At 72.1% G+C, this 18,228-nt stretch carries 20 protein-coding genes; 10 read left to right on the top strand and 10 right to left on the bottom strand.

The annotated features are described in order from the left end of the window. Window positions 1-49: 49 nt before the first annotated feature. Window positions 50-724 carry a response regulator transcription factor gene (locus ACYVF3_RS16710; RefSeq protein WP_461155150.1) on the bottom strand — a complete coding sequence of 225 codons (675 nt, stop codon included), beginning with the start codon at window positions 722-724 and terminating at the stop codon, window positions 50-52. A 201-nt stretch (window positions 725-925) separates the two neighbouring features. Between ACYVF3_RS16710 and hisN the strand changes: the two genes are divergently transcribed. Then, a complete protein-coding gene (gene hisN, locus ACYVF3_RS16705) occupies window positions 926-1,699 on the top strand; it encodes a histidinol-phosphatase (protein ID WP_461155149.1) in 774 nt (257 codons plus the stop codon). A 24-nt stretch (window positions 1,700-1,723) separates the two neighbouring features. Here the strand turns inward: hisN and ACYVF3_RS16700 are convergent, their stop codons facing one another. From ACYVF3_RS16700 to ACYVF3_RS16690, 3 genes are all read right to left on the bottom strand, one after another. Continuing rightward, on the bottom strand, window positions 1,724-3,505 hold the full coding sequence (locus ACYVF3_RS16700; protein ID WP_461155148.1) for a DUF2339 domain-containing protein: 1,782 nt from the start codon (window positions 3,503-3,505) through the stop codon (window positions 1,724-1,726). 73 nt (window positions 3,506-3,578) lie between these two features. Continuing rightward, window positions 3,579-3,881 (bottom strand): hypothetical protein, encoded by a 303-nt coding sequence (locus ACYVF3_RS16695; RefSeq protein ID WP_461155147.1) that lies wholly within the window; start codon window positions 3,879-3,881, stop codon window positions 3,579-3,581. Beyond that, a complete protein-coding gene (locus ACYVF3_RS16690) occupies window positions 3,878-5,260 on the bottom strand; it encodes a TNT domain-containing protein (protein WP_461155146.1) in 1,383 nt (460 codons plus the stop codon). Before ACYVF3_RS16690 ends, ACYVF3_RS16695 begins: the two co-directional genes overlap by 4 nt. Window positions 5,261-5,586: 326 nt before the next feature. On the opposite strand from ACYVF3_RS16690, the gene ACYVF3_RS16685 reads away from it, so the two are divergent. Beyond that, window positions 5,587-6,036, top strand: coding sequence for a MaoC family dehydratase (locus tag ACYVF3_RS16685; RefSeq protein ID WP_461155145.1), 450 nt, complete (start codon window positions 5,587-5,589; stop codon window positions 6,034-6,036). 5 nt (window positions 6,037-6,041) lie between these two features. Here the strand turns inward: ACYVF3_RS16685 and ACYVF3_RS16680 are convergent, their stop codons facing one another. From ACYVF3_RS16680 to ACYVF3_RS16665, 4 genes are all read right to left on the bottom strand, one after another. After that, a complete protein-coding gene (locus ACYVF3_RS16680; protein WP_461155144.1) occupies window positions 6,042-6,683 on the bottom strand; it encodes an adenosylcobinamide amidohydrolase in 642 nt (213 codons plus the stop codon). Further along, complete coding sequence (locus ACYVF3_RS16675; protein ID WP_461155143.1) at window positions 6,680-7,630, bottom strand: hydroxymethylglutaryl-CoA lyase; 951 nt, start codon at window positions 7,628-7,630, stop codon at window positions 6,680-6,682. The genes ACYVF3_RS16680 and ACYVF3_RS16675 overlap by 4 nt, the downstream gene beginning before the upstream one ends. Next, window positions 7,630-8,133, bottom strand: a complete 504-nt coding sequence (locus tag ACYVF3_RS16670; protein WP_461155142.1) for a PH domain-containing protein — start codon at window positions 8,131-8,133, stop codon at window positions 7,630-7,632. Before ACYVF3_RS16670 ends, ACYVF3_RS16675 begins: the two co-directional genes overlap by 1 nt. A 69-nt stretch (window positions 8,134-8,202) precedes the next feature. Then, entirely contained in the window at window positions 8,203-9,033 is an 831-nt protein-coding gene (locus ACYVF3_RS16665) for a biotin--[acetyl-CoA-carboxylase] ligase (RefSeq protein ID WP_461155141.1), read from the bottom strand. A gap of 275 nt (window positions 9,034-9,308) precedes the next feature. Here ACYVF3_RS16665 and ACYVF3_RS16660 point away from each other — a divergent pair, with 275 nt between their 5' ends. From ACYVF3_RS16660 to ACYVF3_RS16625, 8 genes are all read left to right on the top strand, one after another. Next, complete coding sequence (locus ACYVF3_RS16660; RefSeq protein ID WP_461155140.1) at window positions 9,309-9,941, top strand: Maf family protein; 633 nt, start codon at window positions 9,309-9,311, stop codon at window positions 9,939-9,941. A gap of 215 nt (window positions 9,942-10,156) precedes the next feature. Further along, entirely contained in the window at window positions 10,157-10,237 is an 81-nt protein-coding gene (locus ACYVF3_RS16655) for a putative leader peptide (protein ID WP_461155350.1), read from the top strand. A 146-nt stretch (window positions 10,238-10,383) separates the two neighbouring features. Continuing rightward, entirely contained in the window at window positions 10,384-11,715 is a 1,332-nt protein-coding gene (locus tag ACYVF3_RS16650) for a dicarboxylate/amino acid:cation symporter (protein ID WP_461155139.1), read from the top strand. Between the two features lie 94 nt (window positions 11,716-11,809). Further along, a complete protein-coding gene (locus ACYVF3_RS16645) occupies window positions 11,810-12,181 on the top strand; it encodes a DUF1707 SHOCT-like domain-containing protein (RefSeq protein WP_461155138.1) in 372 nt (123 codons plus the stop codon). A 44-nt stretch (window positions 12,182-12,225) separates the two neighbouring features. Next, a complete protein-coding gene (locus ACYVF3_RS16640) occupies window positions 12,226-12,903 on the top strand; it encodes a DUF3558 domain-containing protein (RefSeq protein WP_461155137.1) in 678 nt (225 codons plus the stop codon). A gap of 93 nt (window positions 12,904-12,996) precedes the next feature. Further along, window positions 12,997-13,347 (top strand): hypothetical protein, encoded by a 351-nt coding sequence (locus tag ACYVF3_RS16635; protein ID WP_461155136.1) that lies wholly within the window; start codon window positions 12,997-12,999, stop codon window positions 13,345-13,347. Between the two features lie 6 nt (window positions 13,348-13,353). After that, the gene (locus ACYVF3_RS16630) at window positions 13,354-14,208 is read left to right on the top strand and encodes a PPE domain-containing protein (protein WP_461155135.1); all 855 of its coding nucleotides are present in this window, start codon (window positions 13,354-13,356) and stop codon (window positions 14,206-14,208) included. Beyond that, complete coding sequence (locus ACYVF3_RS16625; protein WP_461155134.1) at window positions 14,205-15,011, top strand: ESX secretion-associated protein EspG; 807 nt, start codon at window positions 14,205-14,207, stop codon at window positions 15,009-15,011. Before ACYVF3_RS16630 ends, ACYVF3_RS16625 begins: the two co-directional genes overlap by 4 nt. Before the next feature lie 99 nt (window positions 15,012-15,110). On the opposite strand, the gene glpD is transcribed toward ACYVF3_RS16625, so the two are convergent. Further along, window positions 15,111-16,853, bottom strand: coding sequence for a glycerol-3-phosphate dehydrogenase (gene glpD / locus ACYVF3_RS16620; protein ID WP_461155133.1), 1,743 nt, complete (start codon window positions 16,851-16,853; stop codon window positions 15,111-15,113). Window positions 16,854-17,126: 273 nt separating this feature from the next. Further along, entirely contained in the window at window positions 17,127-17,954 is an 828-nt protein-coding gene (locus tag ACYVF3_RS16615) for a DeoR/GlpR family DNA-binding transcription regulator (RefSeq protein ID WP_461155132.1), read from the bottom strand. Window positions 17,955-18,228: the final 274 nt, after the last annotated feature.

The raw sequence follows: 18,228 nt of genomic DNA, 5'->3' as shown, positions 1-18,228 counted from the left end.
CCTAGAAGTCGGCCGGGAACGTTGCTGCGCAGGTCACTTCGCGAACCCCTCAGTCCGAGTTGAAGCGGAAACCGACACCCCGGACGGTGGCGATGCGGGTCTCGTCGAGCCGGCCGTTGCTGTCGCTGAGCTTCCGGCGCAGCCACGAGATGTGCATGTCGAGGGTCTTGCTGCCCTTGCGGTCGGACTCCGGCCAGACCTCTTCGAGGATCTCCTCGCGGGTCACGACCTGGCCCGCGTGCTGCATCAGCACCCGCAGCAGCTCGTACTCCTTGTTGGCCAGCTGCACCTCGTGCTCGTTGACCAGGACCCGGCGAGCGGTCAGGTCCAGGCGCACGCCCGAGGCCTCGACCGTCTCGGGTGCGCCTCGGCGCAGCAGCGCGCGGATGCGGGCCATCAGCTCGGCGAGGCGGAACGGCTTGGCCACGTAGTCGTCGGCCCCGGCGTCGAGCCCGACCACGAAGTCGACCTCGTCGGTGCGCGCGGTGAGCATCAGGACGGGAAGCCCCCGTCCCTGCGACCGCAGCCTGCGGCACACCTCCAGCCCGTCCATCTCCGGCAGACCCAGATCGAGGACCAGCAGGTCAACACCGCCCTCGGAGGCTGTGCGCAGCGTCGACGGGCCGTCTTCGATCACCTTCACGGTGTAGCCCTCGCGTTGCAGCGCCCGGGACAGCGGCACAGCGATGGCCGGATCGTCTTCTGCCAGCAGCACCACGCTCACGTCTCCCAGCCTAGAGGGCCCGCGAGGGCGCGTGCCCCGCCTGGGCCGCTGGACGCCGGCGACCGGGCCGCGAACGTCAGCCGAAACCTTCGCCACGTACTGGGAAATTCCTGTTCACCGCGGTCGGCGAGGCGCGGTCCCCCGGTGGCGGCCGACGCCCTGGGCCGGGTCGCCGGGGCCGACGGACTAGGGTTTGCGGACGTGACCAGCGATCTCGACCTCGCCCAGCAGCTGGCCGATGTTGCCGATTCGATCACCACGGCGCGCTTCCGCGCCCGCGATCTCGGCGTCGACCGCAAACCCGACCGCACGCCGGTGACCGACGCCGACCTGGCCGTCGAGGACGCCGTGCGCGAGGTGCTCGCCGAGCACCGGCCCGGTGACGTCGTCGCCGGTGAGGAGCGCGGCGGCACGACGGGCGACGGCCGGGCCTGGGTGCTCGACCCGATCGACGGGACCAAGAACTTCCTGCGCGGGGTTCCCGCCTGGGCCACCCTGATCGCGCTGGTCGACCAGGAGCGACCGGTGGTCGGCGTGATCAGCGCCCCCGCCCTGGGCAAGCGCTGGTGGGCGGCGGTCGGCGCCGGTGCGTGGTGCCGGACCGGCGACGGCGAGCCGGAGCGGATCTCGGTGTCCGGGGTGCGCGACACCGCCGACGCCTACGTGTCGACCACCCACCTGGGCACCTGGGTGGAGCACCACTCGCGGGAGTCCTACCTGCGGTTGATCGACGCCTGCTGGGAGAACCGGGCGTTCGGCGACTTCTGGCACCACTGCCTGGTCGCCGAGGGCGCCATCGACATCGCCGCGGAACCGATCGTCAACCCGTGGGACGTGGCGGCGGCGCAGGTCCTGGTGGAGGAGGCCGGTGGCAGGTTCACCGACCTCTCCGGGGTCGCGCGCTTCGACGGCGGGAACGCCCTGTCCACCAACGGGCACCTGCACCGGGAAGCCCTGGACCTGCTGGCGCTGTGACGGGCTCGCCCGCGGCGGGACTCCCTACACCTGCGGTTCCGCTTGGCGGGTGAGGAGTTTCGCGTAGCCGACCCCCGCCGCGAGCAGGAAGAGGCCCGCGCAGAGGAAGGCGATCACCCGGGCGAAGCCGTCGAGGGTGGCCAGGTCGAACAGGAGCAGCTTCGCCAGCGACACGGCCGTCAGCACGAGGCCGCCGATGCGCAGGTGCCGCACGTGGACCCCGCGCAGCAGCAGCGCGATCGCGAAGACCACCCAGCACAGGGTGATCAGGATGTGCCCGGCGAGGAACGCCCCGCGCGACTCGCTGACCAGCAGGCAGGCGGCCATCGTGGCGCTCGCGGTGCCGTAGAGCAGCGCCAGCGCGGCGGAGGCCCACAGCCACAGCGACGCGGGCAGGCTGCCGACCTTGCCGATCCGCACCCCCGCGGTGGGCAGGCCGACCGCCACCACGGTGATCAGCAGGCCAGCGACCAGCCCGGCGACGCCGGTGCCCTCGTCGAACCACAGCAGCGCGTCGAGGGGAACCTCGTTGCCCAGCGCCAGGAAGAACCCGAACACGGCGTAGCACGCGGCGCCCAGCAGGATCCCGCCGCGCTTCAGCAGGTGACCGGCGACGGTCAGCGCCAGCGCCTCGCACAGCAGGCCGGTCGCCCAGCTGGAGGCGTCCAGCGCGGTGATCGTCGCCTGCCCGGTGGCCACCACGGCCATCGCGCCGACGGCGGCCAGGAAGCGTCCCGGCAGCCAGTCGGCGAAGGCCGGGAGGTAGCGGCCGACGGCCCAGATCACGGCCAGCAGCAGCGCCATGCCGACGCCGGTCGCGGTGGCCTCGGCGCGTTCCAGCAACATCGGCCCGGCCAGGAACGACGGGGTCGGCGCGGCGATGAGCAGGCCGATGGTCGTGCGCTCGGCGGTGTGCCGGAAGCCCGCGGTGACGGCGGCGATGAGCACGCCCAGCACGGCGGCGGCCAGGATCATGGGCACCAGCACCGGGTTCGGGTAGGCCAGGCCCCAGAACGCGCCGATCAGCGCGGCCAGCGCGGTGGGGATGCCCGCGGCCAGCGCGAGCCCGCCCCAACCGCGGCGCACCTGGACGGGTGCGGCAGCGACCTGGAGCAGCACGACGAAGCCGATCAGCAGCGCATCGGCCCCCTGCGTGATCATCGGAGCGCAGATCGCGGAGCCGAGGACCACTCCGACCGCCAGCGGCTGCGCCTGCCAGCGGTCCGCGAGCGCCAGGCCGCCGATCGCGACGAGCAGTCCGAGGCCCAGTCCGGCAGGGGCCGGGAGGAACCCGTAGAGGGCTGTCGCGGCGACGACGTCGAGGAACAGCGCGGCGAAACCGGTGGTGGCCAGCGAGATCGACGCGACGCGCTGCTCGGCGGCCTTGCGGTGGACCCACCAGCCCGCGGCGATCAGCAGCGCGGCCAGCGCGGCTCCGCCGGCGATCCGCGCGGCCGGGCCGACCCAGTCCTGCTGCACGGCCAGCACCAGCAGGAACACGACGCCGAGCAAGGTCACCCCGCCACCGACCCAGGCCAGCACGCGGCTGGGTTCGAGGTTCGGGCGGATCCGGCGGCGAGGTTCCGCCACCGGCTGCGGGGCGGCTTGGACCGGCGCGGCGGGTGCGCTCGGTCGTTCAGCGCTCACCGCCGCCGGTTGCTCGGCCTGCGGCTGCGCGGGAGCGCCCTGGGGGCGGTGCGCCGCCTCGGCCTGCAGCACGCTGCCCAGGTAGGACAGGCGCTGCCCGATGGCGGACAGCTCGCCTGCGACCAACTGGAGGGTGTCTCCCTGGTGCGGTTGCGACATGCCGACATGATCCTGGCGCGTGCCGGAGCGGACATCAGTAGCACTACTCAGATGCCCGGCTTCAGGGGTCGGATCAGCGGGGAGCGGGGGTTCCCCGGGGCGGTGTGCTGGTCGCGTCGACCGGGCCCACGACGCCGCGCAGGGCTTGGGTCCAGGTGAGCCGACCGAACAGGTAGAAGCAGGCGACCTGCTCGTTGCTGAAGCCCGCCCAGTCGTAGCGGTTGCCCTGCTCGCGCCAGAAGACTTCCCAGGCGGGCCCGTTCTCGGTCTCCGCGCGCAGCAGGCACCAGGCGTCGTCGGCTTCGGCGCCGATGGAGACCAGCTCCTCGGGCACGCCCATCGCCATCAGCCAGCCGAGTACCGATTCGCCGTTCACCGCGTGCTCTCCTGTTGCCCATCGTGCTCGTCCGGTTCGGGGGGTTGTTCGCCGTCGGTGGTCCCGCTGAGCACCAGGCGCAGCGTGGAGGCCTCCGACAGCTGTCTCGCCTTCGTCAGCTCCACCAGGTGGCCGAGGCCGACGAGGTCGTGGGCGGATCGGGTGGTGCGGTAGCGGACACCGCCGCCGGGCTGCTCGAACCACGGCGCGGCCACCGACCGCCACACCGGCAGCGGTCGCAGCAGCCGGTAGCGCCGGTGGTCCCGCGCGGCGTGCGCGGGCGGGAGCGAGCGGTGCGCGAAAGGTGTTGCGTCGGCCCAGAAGAGCCGTCCGTCACCGGATCCGAGCAGGTCGATCACGGTGTCCGGTTCCAGCACCACGGCCTCACCCGGTTCCGGAAGCTCCTCGGGCGGCGGCCAGCGGTGCGCGAGCCGGTCGGCTTCGCGGATCTCGTAGCGCCGCTCCCAGTCGAGTTCGCCGAGCTCGCCGAGCGGGTCGTGCCCGTCGAGCAGTTCCTCCGGGAGGCGACCGGGCTCGGCGCGTTCGGCGCGGTGCCGTCGCGCGTCCTCGTACACCGCGGTGGACTGGGCGCGCCGCACCGCGTCGGTGTCGGCGATCAGACCCGCGTCCGGGTGCTCCTGCGGCGGGAGGCTCGCGCCCGTCTCGTGCGGGGAGAGCTGCCGGCTCGCCTGATCCGCGGCGACCGGCATGTAACCGATCGGGAACTGGTGCAGCACGAACGCCACCACGTCGGCGTTGCGCGGGCCGTGACGCAGCGGTCGTTGCTGCGGTTCCGGGGCCACGGGCCCGGGATGACCGGACGAGGACTGCGCCAGCGGGCGGAGCGCTCCGCGCTGCACCGGTTGGTGCGGCGGCAGGTTCGCGGCCCGCTGCGCCCGGTTGACCGGCGGTGCCTGCCCGAACCCGGCCGGACCGCGGCCCGGCGCCGACGGTGCCGGTGCGTAGCCGCCCCGCTGCCCGGCGTGCGCGGGGAAACCCGCTGCTGGGGCCGGGGGTCGTGGTCCGCTCCTCGGCGCGGACCACGCGGCGTGCGGAGCGGTGCTGGGCGCTTCGCCCGGCCGCCGGCCGGTCACCGGGATCGGCCCGGTCCCGGCGTCGGCGAGACCCGGCTCCCAGCCCTGACCCCGCGGATCCGCGGGAGCGCCGAAACCGCCTTCCGGAACCGCTTCGCGGACGGTGTCCTGCGCGCCCTGCGCTCCCCCTGCTGCTTGCCCCACACCACGTTCCACATCGTCGATCGCAGCACCGGGTTCGGCGCTGCCCACGGCGGTTTCGGCGTTCAGCGCACCGGCTGAGGCCGCACCGGCGTCGTTCTCCCCGGCGTCGGGCGCCGGCGTCCCTGCGTCGCTGCCGCTCATCGCCGCACCCGCCTTCGCTGCGAGCGGCCGGCACCGGAGCGGGCGCTCAGCCGCGAAGCGTTGTGCGCCACCGGTTCCGGACCTGCGGCCGCGAGCCGGTGAGCCGCGGAGTCGTCCACCCGGGGTCTGTGGTCGGTTGGCACTGCCCTCCCCTTTCCGCCGGTGGACGGTGCCCTCGTGGTGCGCACCGATGGTTCGATGGTTCCACGCGGGCCCGCGCTTTTCAGCTACCCGACGCCCAAATTCGCTGAAATCCCGCAGCGGCGCAGCCTCCTGTGAGGACCCTCTCAACGTCGCCCGGGCCTGGTAGCTGCGAAGATGGCGTCATGGCCACCATCGCGTACGAGGACCTCACGCCGGGGCGGACGTTCGATCTCGGCAAGACCGAGATCGACCGCGAGGAGATGCTGGCGTTCAACGCCCGCTTCGACCCGCAGCCGTTCCACCTCGACGAGGAGGCCGGCCGCAACTCGGTGCTGGGCGGCCTGTGCGCGTCCGGCTGGTTCACCGCGTCGCTGTGGATGCGCGCCTACGTCGATCACGTGCTGGGCGATTCGACGTCGCAAGGTTCCCCCGGCGGCAACGAGCTGACCTGGATGGCCCCGGTCTTCCCCGGCGACGTGCTGCGGTTCGGCGTGGAGGTCACCGGCCAGCGCCGCTCCCGCAGCAAGCCGAACCTCGGCCTGGTCGAGATCACCGGCACCGCCGACCGGGGTGACGAGCGGGTCCTGCGCTTCAGCTTCGTCGGCCTGTTCGCAACGCGCGAGCAGGACTGAGCAGCTCACCTCGGGTCGTGGCGCGCGTTCTCGACGCGCAGCCCGGCGGTGACCGCCGCGTGCACGGCGCGCGCCAGCGACGCCCCGATGCGCGAGCGGGGCCCGCCGTAGAGCTCGTCGTCCCCGTCGGCGGGGCAGAGGATCGCGGTGGCGTCGGTGACCGTTCCGGTACCCGCGACGCCGGATTCCAGCAGGGCTTGGGCTTTCGCCTCGGCGACCGTCGCGACGGCGTTCACCAGCGCCGCTTCGCTGAGCCGCACCGGTGACCAGCAGACCGCGTTGATCGTGCCCGGAGCCCACGCCCGCTCCCCGGCGGGCGCGGCGGCCCAGACGGGAGCGTTGGCGCCGGTGGTCACGCTCGCCCGGACGCCGCCGTCGGTGGCGGTGACCTCGTGGCGCACGTCCACCGCGGTGAGCAGGCCGATCCCCGCACCGGACAACCCGAGCCCCGCCGCCATCTCACCGGCGTGCGCCCTCGGGTCGGGGTGGTCGTAGTCGGTCATCACGGTCGCGTTGAGCACCCAGTTCCGCAGGCCGATGCCGCCGCCGCACGGCGCGGAGGAGATCGCCAGCCAGGGGCGCGCGCACCGCCAGACCAGCACCGGCCGGTCCTGCGCGCTGCGCAGGACCGGGTCGGGTGCGGTCACGAGCCCAGCGCCTTGACCACGCGCGACGGGCTGGGGCGGCCGAGCTGCTCGGCCATCCAGACGCTGGTCTCGACGAGCTTGCCGAGGTCGACCCCGTGCTGGATGCCGAGGCCTTCGAGCATCCAGATCAGGTCTTCGGTGGCGAGGTTGCCGGTCGCGGACTTGGCGTACGGGCAGCCGCCCAGACCGCCCGCCGAGGAGTCCACCGTGGACACTCCGTGGCGGAGCGCGGTCAGGGTGTTCGACAGCGCCTGGCCGTAGGTGTCGTGGAAGTGCACGGCCAGCCGGTCCACGCCGACCCCGGCCGCGACGAACGCGCGCAGCAGCGACTCCACGTGCCCCGGGGTGGCCACCCCGATGGTGTCGCCGAGCGAGAGCTGGTGGCAGCCCATCTCCAGCAGCCGCTTGCCCGCCGCCACGACCTGCTCTACCGCGACGGGGCCTTCCCACGGGTCGCCGAAGCACATCGACAGGTACCCGCGCACGGCGATCCCCTCGCCCACGGCGCGCGTCACCACCGGCTCGAACATGGCGAACTGCTCGTCGAGGCCGCTGTTGAGGTTGCGCTGCGCGAACGTCTCCGACGCCGCGGCGAAGATCGCGATGTCGCGGACCTTCGCCTCCAGCGCGCGCTCCAGACCGCGCTCGTTGGGCACCAGCACCGGGTACCGCGCACCCGGCGCCTCGTCGAGACCGTCGAGGAGTTCGGCGGCGTCGGCCAGCTGCGGAACCCACTTGGGGTGGACGAAGCTGGTCGCTTCGAGCACCACCAGGCCCGCATCGGCCAGCCGCCGCAGGAACTCCAGCTTGACCTCCAGCGGAACGATCTCCTTCTCGTTCTGCAGGCCGTCCCGGGCTCCGACCTCCCAGATCGTCACCTCGCCGGGCAGCTGCCCCGGCTCCGGCGAGGCGACCGGCATCGGCAAGCCCAGTTCACGTGGTCCCATCAGCTCTCCTGCGTCCGTTCGGCGTTGTCGTCCACCTCTCGGTAGAGCAGCGAGTGCACCTGCTCCACCTGCGGGATGTCGTCGAATTCCAGAGGTTCGTCGGAAGCGGACTCGATCACCAGCGTGCCGCAGCCGAAGATGCGGTCCACCACTCCGCGCCGGAAGCGCACCGAGTTGATCCGCCACATCGGGATGTCGATCCCGGACCTGGTGAACACGCCCTCCCGGACCATCAACCGGTGCGTGGTGATCACGAAGTGGGTGGTCCGCCAGCGGGACACCGGGGCGAGGGTGAACCAGAAGATCACCAGCAGGCCGACGACGCCCAGCGCGATCCACACCGGCAGCCGCCAGGGCGTGGTCGCCACCAGGGCTGCCAGGTAGGACGCCCCTCCGACCACGACGAACAGCACCAGAACCGGGCCGAGCAGCATCTTCCAATGCGGGTGCTTGTGCACGACGACGCTCTCGTCCTCGCTGAGCAGGCCGTCTGGGTAGGCCACGGTTCCCCTTCCTCCTCGAAACCGGTCCGCGAACCCACGCTACCGGCCTCACCCGGGCGTGAAGGACCCTCAGCTCCTGCGGACGTGCACCACGTCCCCCGCCGACACCGCCGTGGGCTCGCCGTCATCGGCGGCGACCACGAGCCTGCCGGAGGAATCGATGTCGGTGGCCAGCCCGTGCAGGTCGGCATCACCACCGAGCTCGACCCGCACCCGCTGGCCCAGCGTCCGGCACCGCCGGCGGTAGCGGTCGAGCAGCCCGGTGGACTCCACGTCCCCGCCCGCGGTCCGCCACAGCCCCTCGGCCTCGGCGAGCGCGGCCAGCAGCTCGGCCGCGAAGTCCTCGCGATCCACGGTCGCGCCCTCGGCGGTCAGCGAGGTCGCCGGCAGCCCACCCGCGCCGGTGGGGAGGTCCTCGCGCTGCTGCCGGATGTTGACGCCCATGCCCAGGACCAGCGCCATCCCTTCCGGCCCGGCCAGCGCCTCGGAGAGGATCCCGGCGCCCTTGCGCCAGTCGTCACCGGCGCCGAGCAGCAGATCGTTGGGCCACTTCAGGCCAGCGGGCACGCCGGTGGTCCGCTCGACGGTCTCGGCGAGGGCGATCCCGGCGATCAGCGGCATCCAGGCCACCGCCGACGGCGGCACCCCGGGACGCAGCAGCACGCTCACGAACAGGCCCGAACCGCGCGGGGAGATCCACTCCCGCTGCATCCTCCCTCGGCCGGCGCTCTGCTCCTCGGCGATCAGCACCGTGCGGTCGGCGGCGCCCCGACCTGCCTCGGCGACCAGGTCGGAGTTGGTGGAGCCGGTCACGGCGACCACGTCCAGCGCGGTGTAGGGACCCTCGTCGACCAGCCGCCGCCGCAGCCGGTCCCCGTTCAGCAGAACCTCGGTGCTCACCCGCTCAGCCTAAGGGGACATTGCGGAATCACCTTGCTTGGCGGTGCGGGTAGCGGAACCTCACACGCCGCCTGGACTCCGTGCGCCACTCCTCAGGTATGCCAATACAGGTCGTCGCGGCGTACTCGCCAGACGGCGTGTGAGAACCCGCGGCGGTGCCGGCTGAGTCCCACACCTGAAACAGCGGCTCCGCCGCATTCTGAAACGACTCCTAAGCCGGTCGGTGGTGGCCGCCCAGCCACCGGGGCCAAGGGGCGGGACATACGATCTGGCGCGTGCGCTTCGTGCTTGCTTCCGCCTCGCCCGCCCGGCTGTCCGTGCTCCGCTCCGCCGGGATCGACCCGCTCGTGAAGGTCTCGGGCGTCGACGAGGACGCGGTGGCCGCGTCGCTCACCGACCCCACGCCCGCCGAGCTGGTCACCGCGCTCGCGCAGGCCAAGGCCGAGGCGGTCGCGGCCGAGCTCACCGGTTCCGAGCCCGACGCGGTGATCGTCGGGTGCGACTCGATGCTGCTGATGGCGGGCGGGGAGATCGTCGGCAAGCCCGGGACGCCGGAGGTCGCGGCCCAGCGGTGGGCGCAGAACGCGGGCACCAGCGGCGAACTGCTCACCGGGCACGCGATCGTGCGGCTGCGCGACGGCGCGGTGACCGATCGGACGGCAGGTCACCTGAGCACGACGGTCCGCTTCGGCACACCGAGCGAGGCCGAGATCGACGCGTACGTCGCCACCGGCGAGCCGCTGCACGTGGCGGGCGGTTTCACGCTGGAGGGCTTCGGCGGCTGGTTCATCGAGGGCGTCGACGGCGACCCGTCGAGCGTCCTCGGCATCAGCCTCCCCCTCACCCGCCGACTCCTCGCCCACCTCAACCTCCCCATCACCACCCTCTGGAACCACCCCACCCCCTGACCGCGGGGGCAACCCGGCTCCGGTGGCCCGCGCCGTTGGGACCGGGCGTCACCCGTGGTCAGTTTTGGTCCGAATTGACCCGACATTTCGGGCATTGATCATGGACGGTTCGGACCAAAACTGCCCCCTGCGATGCCGGCATCGGGGTGAAGCGCGGCACAGAACGGGCGCCTTCGGGACTTTTTCCCTCGTTCGAGTGGTTAATTTGAGTCGCTATGGCTGTCCCGCGACGGTGGTTCCTGACCTCTCGCCTGCACGTCGATCTCCGACGGCAGGCCAGCTGCGTCTGTCGCTGATCTCCGCCGGCCCGAGCTGACGCCCCCGCTCGGCCGCGCCTCCCGCGGCGCTCCCGCCGCCCCAGCGCTCACCTGCGGTGCTCGCGCCGCCCAGCGCTCATCACGCCCATCCGGGCACCCATCCTTCACGTCTCCAGGAGATCCCTGTGTCCGACAACGCCGGGCGGTTACGCCTGCGCTTCAACCCGAAGCTGTTCGCCGTCGCCGTTCTCGCCTCGCTCGTCCTCGGCGCGCTGCTCGGCTGGGTCGCCAAGCAGACCGGAGCCGACTGGCTGATCACCGCCCTGGACACGATCGGCTCCACGTTCACCAAGCTGCTGAGCTTCACCGTGCTGCCGCTGATCTTCACGGCGATCGTGGTGGGCATCAACAGCCTGCGCGGGCTCGGAGGTGGCCGCGCCGCCGCCCGGCTCGGCGGCAAGACCGCGCTGTGGTTCGCGATCACCTCGCTGATCGCGGTGGTGATCGGTCTCGTCGTGGGCTGGCTGTTCCAGCCCGGTCGCGGACTGCTCATCGAACCCGATCCCGAGAAGCTGCAAGCGATCGGCCAGAAGACGCAGGGCTCCTGGCTGGACCTGCTCAACGGTCTGGTCCCGGAGAACCTGATCAGCGCCTTCGCCGAGGGCGAGACGCTGCAGGTGGTGTTCGTGTCGCTGATCATCGGCGCCGCCACCTACAGCCTCGGTGACAAGGCCGCGCCGTTCGTCGAGTTCAACAAGGCCGCGTTCGAGGTCATCCAGCGCGTGCTGGGCTGGATCATCCGACTCGCCCCGCTGGGCACCCTGGGCCTGATCGGCAACGCGGTGGCCACCTACGGCAACGAGTTCTTCCTGCCGCTGGTCAAGCTCATCGGCTCCACCTACGTGGCCTGCCTGCTGGTGCTGTTCGCGGTCTACCCGCTGTTGCTGGGGCTGGTCGCCAAGGTCAGCCCGGCCCGGTTCTTCGCCAAGTCGTGGACGGTGCTGCAGTTCGCGTTCGTCTCGCGCTCGTCCGGCGCGAGCCTGCCGATGACCCGCCAGGCGGCGGAGAACCTCGGTGTTCCGCCGTCGTACGCGAGCTTCGCGGTCCCGCTGGCCAGCACGACCAAGATGGACGGCTGCGCGGCGATCTACCCGGCCATCGGATCGCTGTTCATCGCCCACCTCTTCGGCATCCACCTGGGCCCGCTGCAGTACCTGACGATCATCGCCGTGGCGGTGTTCGGCTCGATCGCCACGGCCGGCGTGACCGGCTGGTTCACCATGCTGACGCTGACCGTGGGCGCCCTGGGCTTCCCGCCCGAGGTGGTCGCCACCGGCATCGCGATCGCCTACGCGGTCGACCCGATCATGGACATGATGCGCACCGCCACCAACGTCGCCGGCCAGATCGCCGTCCCGGTGATCGTGGCCCGCAGCGAGGACGTCCTCGACGACGAGGTGCTGAGCGCGTCCAGCGCGCCGCCGCTGCTGGGCGGGCGCGAACCGGCGACGGCCTGAGGCCCGCTGCGCGCGGCGGGCGCGAATTCCGCGCCGCCGCGCGCAACCCGCCTGGGCACTCGGTCGGGTGATTGTTCGTCCGTAGGATGGGCGTGTGGACAGCGGTCGGCGGGGAAAAGACCTGCGCATCGGTGACCCCGAGCGGGAGCGGGCCATCCAGCAGCTCGGCGAGCACTTCTCGGCCGGGCGCCTGGAGCTCGCCGAGTACGACGAGCGGAGCAGGCACGCCGCTGCCGCGCGCTTCGGATCCGAGCTCGACGTGCTCTTCGAGGACCTGCCCGGACCGCGTCCGTCGAGCGCCCTGGCTCCCTCCGCGACACGCCCAGGGCCGTCGCCGGGAAACCTCGCTCTGACCGTCGGCGCGGTCGCGCTGCTGATGGTTCTCCTGGTGCTCGCGCGGCCCATCGGGCTGATCTTGTTGTTCCCGACGCTGGCGGTCGTCTGGTTGACCTGGCGACGCAGGTGAGGACCTACCGTCACCGTCGACCACGTTTCGTTACGGTGATGTCCATGCACAGCTCGCGGCCCAACGGGGTCCGACGTCTCAGCGCGTTGCTCGGCCTCGGCGCCCTCACCCTCACCGGGTGCGGAATCTGGCAGTCGGCCCCGACGGCCGGCACGGCGCCGCCGCCACCGCCGCCCGCGCCGGTCACCAGCGCACCGCCCTCGCTGCCGCCGCGGCCGTTCGACCTCGGTCTGGACGGCGTCGACCCGTGCGAGCTGCTCACCACCGACCAGCGCAGCCAGCTGGGCTTCGACCGCGAGCCGCTGCCGGACTCCGACGCGGGCTTCGGCAACGCCGCCACCTGCAGCTACCGCAACACCACGGCCAAGGTCGGCGCCCGGCTCGCGTTGATCACCACCGAGAGCATGCGGGTGTGGACCGACGACACCGCGCAGGTCGAGGCCTCGCCGATCCTGGTGGAGGGCTTCCCGGCGCTGGTGATCAAGACCCCGGGCCTGGACCTGTCCTGCAACGTCGCGGTGGACGTGGCCGAGGGCCAGCACCTGGACGTGCTCTACCGCGACGACGGCGGGCAGCCGCCGCCACCGGTCGACCAGTTGTGCTCGGGCGCTCAGCGGGTCGCCGAGGAAGCGGTGCGGACCCTGGCTCACCCGCCGTCCACCAGCTCGGAGACCTCCGCTCCCGGCGGCTCCACGCAGCGCTCGTCCGACTCGACGCCCTGATCCGGCAGCACTCCCCGCGTATGGCGGACTCCACAGCGTGACAGATCGCGGATACAGTGTCCGGCGGACGTTTCACCTGTGGGAGGGGGCGACGTGCCTTTGACGGACCCGTACGGCGCGGGGTCCGGGGGCTCGATGCAGGTCGAGCCCACCGCGATTCCGCGTCTGGTCAACTCGCTGCAGGAGTCGCTGGACGCGGTCGGGCTGCAGATCGAGCACGCCATCACCGAGCTCCGCATCCGCCCGTGGGCCGGTGACCCGGTCAGCACGGACGCGGCCGAGCAGTTCAACGAGCGATCGGTCGGCGGTGGCGAGGACGCGTTGACGGCGTTGTGCGGTTACCGCGACCAGCTGCAGGCGGCCGCCGAGTCGTTGCAGGCGGCAGGCCGCCAGTACGAGCTGATCGACAACGAGAGCGCGGCCGGTCTGGGCGGGGGTTGCTGATCAGCGATGGGTGACCACCGATGGCAGGGCTACCGGCACGCCGAGCTGTACGCGCAGATCAACGAGGGCCCGGGGGCGCACGGCTCGACCGACAGCGTCCGCCGCTGGAGCGAGCTGACCCGCGCTCTCGGCGAGATCGACGGCGGTCTGGCCGCCGCGACCTCCGCCGCGCGGAGCGGGTGGCAGGGCGCCGCGGCCGACAGCGCGAACGCCGGACTCCGCCCGCTGGGTGAGTGGGCGGTGCTGGCGCAGCAGGCGACCACCGTGATGCGCGAGCGCGCCGAGCAGCAGGCCGAGTTCATCAGCAAGGCCCGCAGCGAGATGCCGCCCCCGGTGGCGGTGACGAGCGAGGAACCCGGGGCCGCGACGACCGCGCTGACGCACCTGTTCGGCGGGCAGACCGACTACGAGGTCGAGGAGGCCCGGCAGCACGCCGCGGAGCAGCGCGCGTTCGACGTGATGCGCACCTACGAGGCCTCCACTCAGGCCAACACCACGTCGCTGGCCTCGTTCACAGCACCGCCGCAGGTCGTGGTGGACGCCCCTGCCTCGGGCGGGGCCAGGACCCCGGTCGGCGCCCCGCAGGTGACGATCAGCTGGGGTCCCACGGCCGCCCCGAGCACCGGTTCACCGGCCGGTGGGACCGGCAGCAGCAGCGCTGCTCCCGGCACGAGACCGGAGGGCCGGCGCACGACTCGCCCGACCGGCACCGCCTCCGGGCGGTCGTCCGGCAAGCGCGCCAAGGGCGGCCGGGACGACGCCGTGGAGCACGAGGTCACCGAGAAGCTGGGCGACGGCGGGTTCTTCGGCGAGCAGCAGACCAGTTCCCGTCCGGTGATCGGCGGCGAGCCGGGTCGATGAACACCGCTCGGCGGGCCGAGGAGTTGATCAACCTCTCGGCGCTGGAATTCGACGTGCTCACCGAACACCTGGAGATCGACAGCGTTCCGCTGGTCCTCAAGGTCCCGTCACCGGGGCGCACCCACGCCGACCGGGCGAAGCTGGTCGCCTCCGCGTGGCGCGCGCTCACCAAGCGCGGCCTGATCAGCGGCGGCGCGATCGACGCGGAGCTGGAGCGGATGCTGCGGCTGGTCGCCGAGCCCGGCCGGGAGGTCGACGGGCGGAGCTGGTTGCAGCGCAGCGTCCGGGTGCTGGCGGCGGCCGAGAGCATCGGCGAGCGCGCCGTGCTCGCGGTCAAGGACGGCGAGCACCTGAGCTTCTCCCCGACTTCCGCGTCGGGGCTCCCGCGCGCGGCGGTCTCGCGGCTGCCGGAACTGGCTCCCGGACCGGGGCGGTCGGTGTCGGTGCCCAGTGCCGCGCTCGACGAGGCCGCGGCGGAGGTCGGAGACAAGGCCGAGCAGCTGCTGCCGGCGCTGCAACGCCGAGGGGTCCGTCCCGACGACGCCGAAGCGCTGGCCGGGATGGTCGCCGGTGTTGTGGCGCAGGGGCAGTTCGGTGCGGCCGCGCGACTCCCGCACGGTCGGCGCGAGCGGGCGGAGCGCGTCGTCGGGTTCTTCGACACCGCACTCGGGCGCTACGCGCAGCTCCGCACCACCTCCCCCTCCGGGGAGGCGTGGAGCACGATCGCTCCGGCCGACAACCGCCGCCTGGTCGGGCTCGTCGACGAGCTCCTCGCCGAGGTCACCGGTTCAGCGGTGCGGTGACCGCAGTCCCGCGGCGACCCGCGTTCACATTTCGCGCGAAATTCGAGTCCCGAAGTCGGGAGTCGAATTTCGCGCGAAACTCGAATGCCGTGCGCCGCGTCAGACCACGGGTTCGATGAGGCTGTTGCGGGCTTCCGGGGCCGCCGAGCGCTTGGCGTCGGCCGCCTGGTCGCTCGGTTCGGTCTGCGAATCCCGCTCCGCCTGGACCCGTTCGGTGTAGACCGCGATCTCGCGGGCGATGGTCTTCTCGTCCCAGCCGAGCACCTCGGCCATCAACCGGGCGACGGCGTCGGCGCAGTCCACACCTCGGTGCGGGTACTCGATGGAGATCCGGGTGCGCCGGGTGAGCACGTCCTCCAGGTGCATCGCGCCTTCGTGGCTGCACGCGTAGACGATCTCGGCCTGCAGGTAGTTCGGCGCGGCGGGAACCGGTTTGAGCAGCTCGGGACGCTTCTCGGCGGTGCCGAGCACGTCGTGGATCTCCGAGCCGTAGCGGTCCAGCAGGTGCCGGATCCGGTACGGGTGCACGCCGTGCGCCGCCGCCAGCTGGTCGGCCTGGTTGACCAGCGCGTGGTAGCCGTCGGCCCCGATCAGCGGGACCTGGTCGGTGATCGACGAGGCCATCCGGCCGGGGATGTCCGGCGAGATGGTGTCGACGGCGTCGGCGGCCATGACCCGGTAGGTCGTGTACTTGCCACCGGCGATGGCCACCAGGCCCGGAGCCACCCGCGCGACCGCGTGCTCGCGGGAGAGCTTGGAGCTCTCCTCGCTCTCGCCCGCCAGCAGCGGCCGGAGCCCGGCGTAGACGCCCTCGATGTCGTCGTGCGTCAACGGGGTGGCCAGCACCGAGTTGACGTGTTCGAGCAGGTAGTCGATGTCGGCCTTGGTCGCCGACGGGTGCGCCAGGTCGAGGTGCCAGTCGGTGTCGGTGGTGCCGATGATCCAGTGGTTGCCCCACGGGATGACGAACAGCACGGACTTCTCGGTGCGCAGGATCATGCCGCTCTCGGCGACGATCCGGTCGCGCGGGACGACGATGTGCACGCCCTTGCTGGAGCGGACGCGGAACCGCCCGCGACCTCCGGAGAGCTTCTGCAGCTCGTCGGTCCACACGCCGGTCGCGTTGATCACGGCGTGGGCGCGGACCTCGACCTCCTCCGCGGTCTCCACGTCGCGCACCCGGAGTCCGGCGACCCGGTCGGCTTCCCGCAGGAACCCGGTGACCTGCGTGGAGGTCGTGACCACCGCGCCGTAGCGCGCCGCGGTGCGGGCGACGGTCATGGTGTGCCGGGCGTCGTCGGCCTGCGCGTCGTAGTAGCGGATGCCGCCGATCAGGGCGCTGCTCTTGAGCGCCGGGACCATGCGCAGCGCGCCCGCGCGGCTGAGGTGCTTCTGCCCCGGCACCGACCGGGCGCCGCCCATCGTGTCGTACATGAGCAGGCCGGCCGCGGTGTAGGGGCGCTCCCAGAACCGGCGGGTCAGCGGGTAGAGGAACGGAACCGGCTTGACCAGGTGCGGAGCGATCCGCGTCAGCATCAGCTCGCGCTCCCGCAGCGCCTCGCGCACGAGCGAGAACTCCAGCTGCTCCAGGTAGCGGAGCCCGCCGTGGAAGAGCTTGCTGGATCGACTCGACGTCCCGGCCGCCAGGTCGCGGGCCTCGACCAGCGCGACCCGCAGTCCTCGGGTGGCCGCGTCCAGCGCCGCGCCGGCACCGGTCACGCCACCGCCGATCACCACGACGTCGAATTCCTCGGTTCCGAGCCGCTTCCAGTTCTCGGCCCGCTCGGTGGGTCCCAGCGTGCCCTTCAGCCGGTTTCCGGTCTCGGTCTTGTCTTTGGACACCGCGTCCTCCTCGCTTCGGTCGCGTCCCACCGTTGATGGCTGCTTGTGTGGACTCGTTCTGGTTGGCGGTGCACGTGGCGGATCCTCAGGGGCCCGCCGGCTCCGCGTGCCGCTCGACGAGCACGTGCGATGCGCGGCGCTTCGGCGTCCCAGCCGGAGAACCGCGTCGTGCGAACGGTTTTCCGGTTCGCGGCAGCGCCGCTCGCCCGCAGCTCCCGCGGCTCCCGGCACGCGTCACCGGTCCTGCGCGCAGACGGCGCTCCCCGTTGGTCATCATGCCCGACCAGCCCCCTGCGTGCCTGCCGCAGCGCGGCCCGCCGCGGACGCTTGTTCGACGAGCGCGCCCCTCTCGCGCAGCACCTCGATCTGGCTGCTCGGGGTCTGCGAATCGACGATGACGATGTCGAAGTCCTCGACGGGAGCGACCGCGTGCAGCGCGCGCCTGCGGAACTTCGTGTGGTCGACGTAGAGCACGGTGCGCTGCGCCGCGGCGAGCATCGCCTTCTTGATCTGCACCATCTCCTGCTGCGGGTAGCAGCAGATGCCGTCGGTCACCGCGGACACCGACATGATCGCCAGGTCCACCCGCAGGTTGCGCAGCGAATCCAGCGCCATGCCACCGACGAACGCGTCGGCCCACGGCAGGTAGTCACCGCCGATGCAGATCAGGCTGATCCCGGGTGCCGCGGACAGCTCGTCGAAAACGCCCCTGTGGTTGGTGACGACGGTCAGCGGCGCGCGCTCGGGCAGCAGCCGAGCCAGGTGCACACCGGTCGTGGAGTCGTCGAGCACCAGCGCCTGGCCGGGCTCGATGAGCTCGGCGGCGGCACGGGCCAACTCCTCCTTCTCCACCTGGTTCTGCTGCAACCGGTATTCCGAGGCGGCTTCGTAGAGCAGCGACGACGCGGCCGAGACGTTGCCCCGGTTGCGGTGGACCAGGCCCTGCGACTCGAGGTCGGCGAGGTCCCGGTACACGGTCATGGCGCTGGCGCCGATGGTCGCGACCAGATCGTCGATGCGCAGCGTTCCCTCCGCCATCACCAGCTCGGTGATCTTGCGGCGCCGGTCCTGCTGCTTGCCGGACGGTCGTCGGCCGGACATGGGTGGCTCCTCGTTCCGGATGGCCTGCGAGCGGTGGGGTCACGTCCTCCACCACACGCTCACCGTACAACTCGATAAAAACACCATCTCGACCGACCCGCAACGCTTCTTTTCACACAGTTGTTGTGATTAAGGTGTCGTTCGGTAGCCGGGATCGATCAGTCGATCCGGGCGTGCCGGACGACGGTGCCACCCGCGCCGAAAAGCCGGTACCGGCGATCTTCGGCATTCCGCGCTACCACCGGGCGAGCTGCGGATTAGGCGGTACAGACGA

It is taken from the genome of Saccharopolyspora tripterygii (assembly GCF_054778355.1).
This window is presented reverse-complemented; position numbering and strand designations above follow the sequence as displayed.